This window comes from Psychromonas hadalis ATCC BAA-638, from assembly GCF_000420245.1.
Classification (GTDB): domain Bacteria; phylum Pseudomonadota; class Gammaproteobacteria; order Enterobacterales; family Psychromonadaceae; genus Psychromonas; species Psychromonas hadalis.
Window position 1 is genome coordinate 1 of record NZ_ATUO01000327.1, and the last position, 1,385, is coordinate 1,385.

General features: G+C 37.0%; 1 protein-coding gene. It reads left to right on the plus strand.

Features of this window, described 5'->3' with window-relative positions; translation table 11 throughout:
* Nucleotides 1-434: 434 nt before the first annotated feature.
* Nucleotides 435-980, plus strand: a complete 546-nt coding sequence (locus G322_RS0119330) for a sugar O-acetyltransferase (RefSeq protein WP_022943294.1) — start codon at nucleotides 435-437, stop codon at nucleotides 978-980.
* Nucleotides 981-1,385: the final 405 nt, after the last annotated feature.

A 1,385-nucleotide genomic window follows, 5' to 3' on the forward strand; every position in this document is an offset into this window, starting at 1 on the left:
TCCTGCCTTTTGATGCTTGAATTAACAACTGACCAGAAAGCAAACTCATTCTGTTTGTTTTAAACCCGTTTGCCCTGTATGTAAAACAGGTAAAAAAGGAAATGTTGTGGTTATATTTTTTCATGATAACACTTGATTTTGCATGAGTCTGTCGGCTTTAATGCGTAGTATAGAGGAAAGCAGATTAATTTTATCTTTATCATGCAGGTTTGTACTTGTTACCAATACTCAGGAAAGGTATTACTGTTAAAGTGAATTTTAAAAGCTGTGATGCTTTGAAGGCGGCAGAATAAATATTTAGGATCGGCTTCAAAATTACTTGCGCTTTTGTTTTCAAAATAACCCGTCACTTAAGGCTTTTTGGAAACAATTTGTCGCAAGTTATTTTGTAACGATTCCTAACATCTCTACTTTTTATATAAGGCAATTTAACCATGACTGAATTTGAAAAAATGCAACAAGGTCTCGACTATGATGCACAAGCACCTGAGTTTTCCGCACTGCGTGATAGCGCGTTTGAATTATTGCAAAAAATTAACCAGTCTCAATTTGACAAAGCAAAGCCTTATCTGGCGTCATTGCTAAAAGGGCTGGGTGAAAATAGCATTGTCTGCCCCCCGTTCCAGTGTGAATATGGTAAAAGTATTCGTATTGGCAGAGACTGTTTTTTAAATATGGGTATTACCATGTTAGATAACGCAACCATAACAATTGGAAATAATGTATTAGTTGGCCCCAATGCACAGTTTTATACCCCAACTCACCCACTAGATCATCTACAACGTAGAAAGTGGGAAGTACAATGCTTACCGATTGTGGTTGAAGATGATGTTTGGATTGGTGGTAATGTGGTGATTTGTCAGGGGATAACGATTGGTGCTCGCGCGATTATTGCAGCAGGCGCAGTGGTTACGAAGGACGTTGGCGCTGATACCATGGTAGGTGGTGTACCCGCCAAGTTTATCAAACAGTTAAATTAAACGAATAATAGCAATTTCACTAACGGATTTATCTTACTTGTTAAAAAAAGCTATTTTTGCGTGAACGTTTTACAAAGGGAATAATCTTTTGCCGTAACTTTCGCCTTGAACTTGCTCTTTTTTACTAGGTAAACTTAGACCATTTTGTATTATTGAGTTTTTAATTACTAAATGTTTTTTATCTCTCCATTATCACCTGTGTGCACTTTAAGTTATTCTTTTGTTGGTACATTACTTTATCTGCTAGCGCAATTAAGGTACCTGCTGTGTGCCATCATCAGGATAAAAAGCAAAACCAATACAGCAACTCATACCAATCCGCCTAAGTAACTGATCGTTTTTACTGGTTTAAATGACTAATATCTGCGTTGCATTCAATCGCAATAGCCGGCTATTACTCAATCA